Here is a 5,593-nt window from a genome sequence, read left to right as displayed (position 1 = left end):
CAGTTCTATGCGCTGGGCCTGTGGAACACGGTCTGGATGGTGGCGGTCTCGCTGATGGTCGGCCTGGTGCTGGCGATCCCGGTCGGGATCATGCGCGCCAGCCGCAATCCGCTGATCAACGCCCCGGCCTGGCTCTACACCTACTGCTTCACCGGCACGCCGCTGCTGATCCAGCTCTTCCTGATCTATTACGGCCTCGGCCAGTTCGCGGCGGTGCGCGCCAGTCCGTTCTGGTTCCTGCTGCGCGAGGCCTGGTTCTGCGCGCTGCTGACCTTCGTGCTGAACACGGCCGCCTACACCGCCGAGATCCTGCGCGGCGCCATCCAGACCATGCCCAAGGGCGAGATCGAGGCCGCGCGCGCCTGCGGCATGTCGCAGGGCCTGATGATGCGCCGGATCATCCTGCCGAGCGCGTTTCGTCGGGCCTTGCCCGCCTATGGCAACGAGATCGTGTTCATGCTGCACGGCAGCTCGATCGTCAGCATCGTCACCGTGCTGGACCTCACGGGTGCCGCCCGCCTGGTCCAGTCCCGCTACTATGCGCCGTTCGAGGCCTTCATCACCGCCGGGGCGTGCTATCTGGCACTGACCTGGCTGATCACCCTTGCCATGCGCCGCCTGGAGCGGTCCTGGTTCGCGCATCTGCGGCCGCGCACCGGCTAGGGTGCCGGCGTGCCGCCTAGACGAGCCCTCGAAAGAAGCGGGAGGAAGCGCCCATGTGCGTCGTATGCTATGTGAGCGAGGCCGAGAAGCAGAAGATCGTCGCCTACAACGCCGAGTTCCACAAGGTCACGAAAAGCCCCTACGGGCCGGACGACGAGATCGGGATGCTGAACTTGATCGACGGCGCCTCGCGCGCCGCGATCCTGGGGAGGGCGGATGCCACGAAGATCTTCGACCTCTCGGTCGATCATTTCGTCGGCATGCCCGGCTGGTTCGGCGCCGGCGACCAGCCCTACCAGATCTGGATGACCCACACGCCCGCCGGCGAGATCGCCGGCAACAGCATGGGAGTGAGCCTGGAGGCGAACCAGCTGGTCGCCTACTCCGGCGATGCGATCTCGATGTACACCCATTGCGGCACGCACATCGATACGTTCAACCACTTCGGCTATAACGGCCAGATCTTCAACGGCTTCACCGCCGAGCAGTATCTGGGCAGCCGGGCCTGGACCAAGTGCGGGCCGGAGAAGTACCCGCCGATCCTGGCGCGCGGCATCCTGCTCGACATCGCGGCGATGCACGGGGTGGAGACCCTGCCGCCCAGCTACGGCATCGGCGCCAAGGACCTGGACGACTGCCTGAAGCACCAGAAGCTCGAGCTGAAGCTGGGCGACGTGGTGCTGATCAACACTGGCCAGATGAAGAAATGGCCGGACATGAGCTTCACCCAGAACACGCCCGGCCTGAACCGGGAGGGGGCGGAGTTCCTGTGCAAGAACGGTGCGATCATGATCGGCGCCGACAACCTGACGCTGGAGCAGACGCCCGGCGCACATCCGCTCAACTTCTTCCCGGTGCACACCTACCTGCTCGCCGAAGCGGGGGTGCCGATCCTGGAGATGGCATTCCTGGACGAGCTCATCGCCGACAAGGTGCACGAGTTCGCCTTCTTCGGCGCCTGCATCAAGCTGCGGGGTGCGACGGGCACGCCGATGCGGCCGGTCGCGATGCCGCTGCTCTGACCAGTTCCGTGCCAGTACTCCGGCACTGCTTGCGCGGCATGTTGCCGCAAGCAACAGGCGAATGAAGTCGATTGAGCGGTCGCCACCGATGTGGCGGCCGCCCAATGCTGGCCTGGAAACCCAGCTAGTCACTGGCTTTGCCAGCCGCCCGACCATTGCCGCAGACTGTCGAGTCTTTTCCTCATAGCCGCCGCGCTTCCGAAAATCTTCGGGAAGTGTGGTTTGCAATTGCGGAAAACTGGCCCTACCAGATGAGTACCGGGGAGTTGCCGCGTGTCGCTGGACGTGCTTCCAGCACACACGGGACAGGTTTGTCTTGTGTATACGCAGTGGTGCAGGAGGCGGCTGCCACGAGGGATCGATGAAAATCTGAGATTTCTGTCGGTTCTTCTTGCAGCCAAATCATTGGTAGCCAGACAGGGAGAAGATTTCCTCGTATTTCTCGTGTGGACTATTGACGGCTGACCAGTCCTTGCGCCGGACCAGCGCCCATGGTGCATCCCTCAGGTCCGAATGCCGCCGCGTAGTCACGACCTGCCCCGGCTCGACAGTCACTGATGCCGAGCGGAGGGAAAGTGAGACGGTTCTTTGCGAAGCTGGCCGGGCAGGGCGGGCGACTGGTCCTGACGGCCGCGCTGGCGCTGCTGGCGCTGAGCCAGACGGCGGGTTGGTCGCCCGCGCGGGCGGCAGCACCCGAGGTGATCGTCCTGACCGATATCGGTCAGGATCCCGATGATACCCAGTCCCTGATCCGGATGCTGCTCTACAGCAACGAGCTCAGCATCAAGGGCATCCTGCCGACCTACGTCCCGAAAGGGCCGGTGCGGCCGGATCTGGTCCATGCCGTGCTCGATGCCTACGGCAAGGACCTGGGCAGGCTGCGACAGCACGATCCGAACTTCCCCGCGGCCAGCCTGCTCAAGAACCGGGTCAAGTCTGGGCTGAGCCTCAACAACAAGGTCGGCAAGGGCTACGATTCGGCCGCGGCCAAGCACATTGTCTACATGGTCGACCAGTCGAAGGGGCCGATCTGGGTCCTGGTCTGGGGTGGCATCCGCGAGCTGGCCCAGGCGATCTACAACGTGAAGTCGACCCGTTCCGAGGCGGCCTTCATCGCGTTTCAGCGCAAGCTGCGAGTCTACTCGATCAGCCTCAGCCAGTACTCGCCCGAGCCCGGGCAGTACCTGATGGACAACGCCAAGGAAATGTTCTGGATCGCCAGCATCGAGCATGACGGCTCGAGGACGGCCACCTTCCGGGGCATGTACCTGCTGGGTGACCGGTCGATGCAGGACGCGGACTGGCTCAAGGCGAACATCCTGAACCGCGGCAATCTCGGCAGGATGTACCCGCTCAACACCACGGAGAAGGGCCTGAAGGAAGGCGACAGCCCATCCTTCCTGCACATTCTGCCGATCGGCCTCAGTGACCCGGAGCTGCCCAAGGGCGGCGGCTGGGGCGGCCGCTACACCAAGGAGGCCGAGTACTACAAGATCTCGAAGAATCTCTACACCTCGCGCTACCTGCTGGACGAGGTGGATGGGGTGAAGTCGCGCCGCCTGGGCGTGGCGCGCTGGCGCCCGGCCTATCAGGCCGACTTCGCGGCTCGTGCCCGCTGGCTGGAGACCAGCTACGCCCAGGCCAACCACCCGCCAGTGGCCAAGCTCGCCAGTGCTGCCAACGTGACGGTCAAGCCGGGCGGCAAGGTGACGCTGGACGCCTCCAGGTCAAGCGACCCGGACGGCGATCGGCTGAGCTATCGCTGGTGGATCTACAAGGAGGTCAGCGACTATTACGGCACGGTCCGGATCGACAACGCCAACTCCGCCAAGGCGACCCTGACCGCGCCGGGCAGCGCGCTGTCGAAGCCGCTGAACGTGATCCTGGAGGTCACCGACAGCGGCTCGCCCAGGCTGACCCGCTATCAGCGGGTGCTGGTGAACGTGAAGAACTGATCGCCCGGGGCTCTCGGGCACATGGCTCCCCGGCAGGCTGCCGGGGAGCCAGATCTGGCGGGACCCTTACCATCTTGACGAGCAGATGACGGCGGGCTAATGCTTAACTTAATGGTTAAGCAACTCGACCCGATCCTCGATCGCACTTTCGCCGCCTTGGCCGATCCCACTAGGCGCGCGCTGCTCGCCCGGCTCGGCGAAGCCGAGACCCTGTCGGTGAGCGAACTCGCCAGGCCGTTCCCGGTCTCTCTGCCGGCGATCATGAAACATCTCGACGTCCTGTCCGACGCCGGCCTGGTCGAGCGCCGCAAGTCGGGCCGGGTCGTGTCCTGCCGGCTCAACGCCGCCCCGATGGAGGAGGCCATGGCGTGGCTGTCCCGCTACCAGCGGTTCTGGACCGAGCGCATCGATCGCCTAGCCGCCTAGCCGCCTTCCTGGAGAAGGACGAGCCGTTGCAGGAGGTTGAATGTCCGCTAAGCCCAGCCTCACCATCCGGCGGCGCCTGAGGGCGTCGCCGGAGCGGATCTGGTCGGCCTGGACCGAGCCCCGACAGCTGGTCCAGTGGTTCGGCCCGGACGCAGGCCCGACTGTCCAGGCCGAGACCAACGTCAGGAAGGGCGGGCGCTTCCACATCGCCTTCCACACGCTGGACGGCGAGCGCCACGATGTCAGCGGCGAGTATCGCGAGGTGGTGCCGCACCAGCGCCTGGTGTTCACGTGGGCTTGGCGCAGCACGCCGGAGCGGGAGTCGCTGGTGACGGTGGCGCTGAAGCCGGACGGTGACGGCACCGTGATGACCCTGACCCACGAGCAGTTCTTCGACGAGGCGGCGCGCGACGCGCATCGCTCCGGCTGGACCGGCGCGGTCGAGAAGCTGGCCGCACTGGTCGAGCGGGACACCGGCTCGGACTGAGCCGGCACGGTCCCTGCCGCTTTCCTTCATTCACGGCAACCGATCCGGAGTGTCGGCCGATGCCGCATGCGCTTCGGGCAGGAAGGAGCATGTCCCATGCATGAGGTGGTGACCCGTCAGGAATGGCTGGCCCGGCGCAAGGCGCATCTGGCGAAGGAAAAGGAGCTGACCCGCGCGCAGGACGCGCTGGCGGCCGAGCGGCGGGCGCTGCCCTGGGTGCGGATCGAGAAGGACTACCGGTTCGAGGCGCCGCAGGGGCCGGTCGGCCTGACCGACCTGTTCGGCCGGCACAGCCAGCTGATCGTCCAGCATTTCATGTTCGGCCCGGACTGGGAGGAGGGCTGCGTCGGCTGCTCGTTCATGGCCGATCATGTCGAGCCGGCGTTCCGCCATCTCGACCATCACGACGTAGCGTTCGCGGCTGTCTCGCGCACCTCACTGGCCAAGATCCAGGCGTTCCGCCGGCGGATGGGCTGGACGTTTCGCTGGGTGTCCTCGCTGAACAGCGACTTCAACTTCGACTTCGACGTGTCCTTCACCGAGGATGACCGGGAGCGCGGCGACGTCTACTACAACTATGCGCCGCAGCCCTATGTATGCGACGAGCTGCCCGGCATCAGCGTCTTCCACAAGGACGCCGAAGGCCAAGTCTTCCACACCTACTCGACCTACGCGCGTGGCGACGAGCGCCTGGTCGGCGCCTACAACTTCCTGGACCTCACCCCCTTCGGCCGTAACGAGAACGGGCCGAACGGCGACCTGCGCGACTGGGTCCGCCATCACGACCGCTATGAGGCGGCCGGTGCGTCCACCTGCGCCTGCCACCAGGAGCCGGTGCCGGCCTGACGGTTCCGGCGGGCGACATCAGAAGTCCCTGCCCCAGGAGAACACCTGGTGCAGCGTCTCGGTGTCGCCCGGCTCCATGTTGCGCATGAGAGTTACGTAGTCGACGAAGCGCCGCCGGGAGAATAGCTGCGGCAGCCGCAGCCGCCTCGGCAGGGGTGCCCGTAGCTCGTTCGGGATGAGCCGTTCCAGCAGGA

Annotated in this window: 6 protein-coding genes; all 6 read left to right on the top strand. The window is 65.8% G+C overall.

Annotated elements, in window-relative coordinates:
- The coding region (locus tag EQG76_RS06750) for an ABC transporter permease (protein WP_331463729.1) at positions 1-663 on the top strand (663 nt) is incomplete at its 5' end.
- A 53-nt stretch (positions 664-716) separates the two neighbouring features.
- Positions 717-1,685, top strand: coding sequence for a cyclase family protein (locus EQG76_RS06745; protein WP_159711785.1), 969 nt, complete (start codon positions 717-719; stop codon positions 1,683-1,685).
- A 575-nt stretch (positions 1,686-2,260) separates the two neighbouring features.
- Positions 2,261-3,640 (top strand): DUF1593 domain-containing protein, encoded by a 1,380-nt coding sequence (locus EQG76_RS06740; RefSeq protein ID WP_159711783.1) that lies wholly within the window; start codon positions 2,261-2,263, stop codon positions 3,638-3,640.
- A gap of 111 nt (positions 3,641-3,751) precedes the next feature.
- Complete coding sequence (locus EQG76_RS06735) at positions 3,752-4,066, top strand: ArsR/SmtB family transcription factor (RefSeq protein ID WP_200840607.1); 315 nt, start codon at positions 3,752-3,754, stop codon at positions 4,064-4,066.
- A 40-nt stretch (positions 4,067-4,106) separates the two neighbouring features.
- On the top strand, positions 4,107-4,553 hold the full coding sequence (locus EQG76_RS06730) for an SRPBCC family protein (RefSeq protein WP_159711781.1): 447 nt from the start codon (positions 4,107-4,109) through the stop codon (positions 4,551-4,553).
- Between the two features lie 66 nt (positions 4,554-4,619).
- The gene (locus EQG76_RS06725; RefSeq protein ID WP_407925506.1) at positions 4,620-5,399 is read left to right on the top strand and encodes a DUF899 domain-containing protein; all 780 of its coding nucleotides are present in this window, start codon (positions 4,620-4,622) and stop codon (positions 5,397-5,399) included.
- Positions 5,400-5,593: the final 194 nt, after the last annotated feature.

It is taken from the genome of Geminicoccus flavidas, assembly GCF_009806515.1.
Taxonomy (GTDB): domain Bacteria; phylum Pseudomonadota; class Alphaproteobacteria; order Geminicoccales; family Geminicoccaceae; genus Geminicoccus; species Geminicoccus flavidus.
This window is presented reverse-complemented; position numbering and strand designations above follow the sequence as displayed.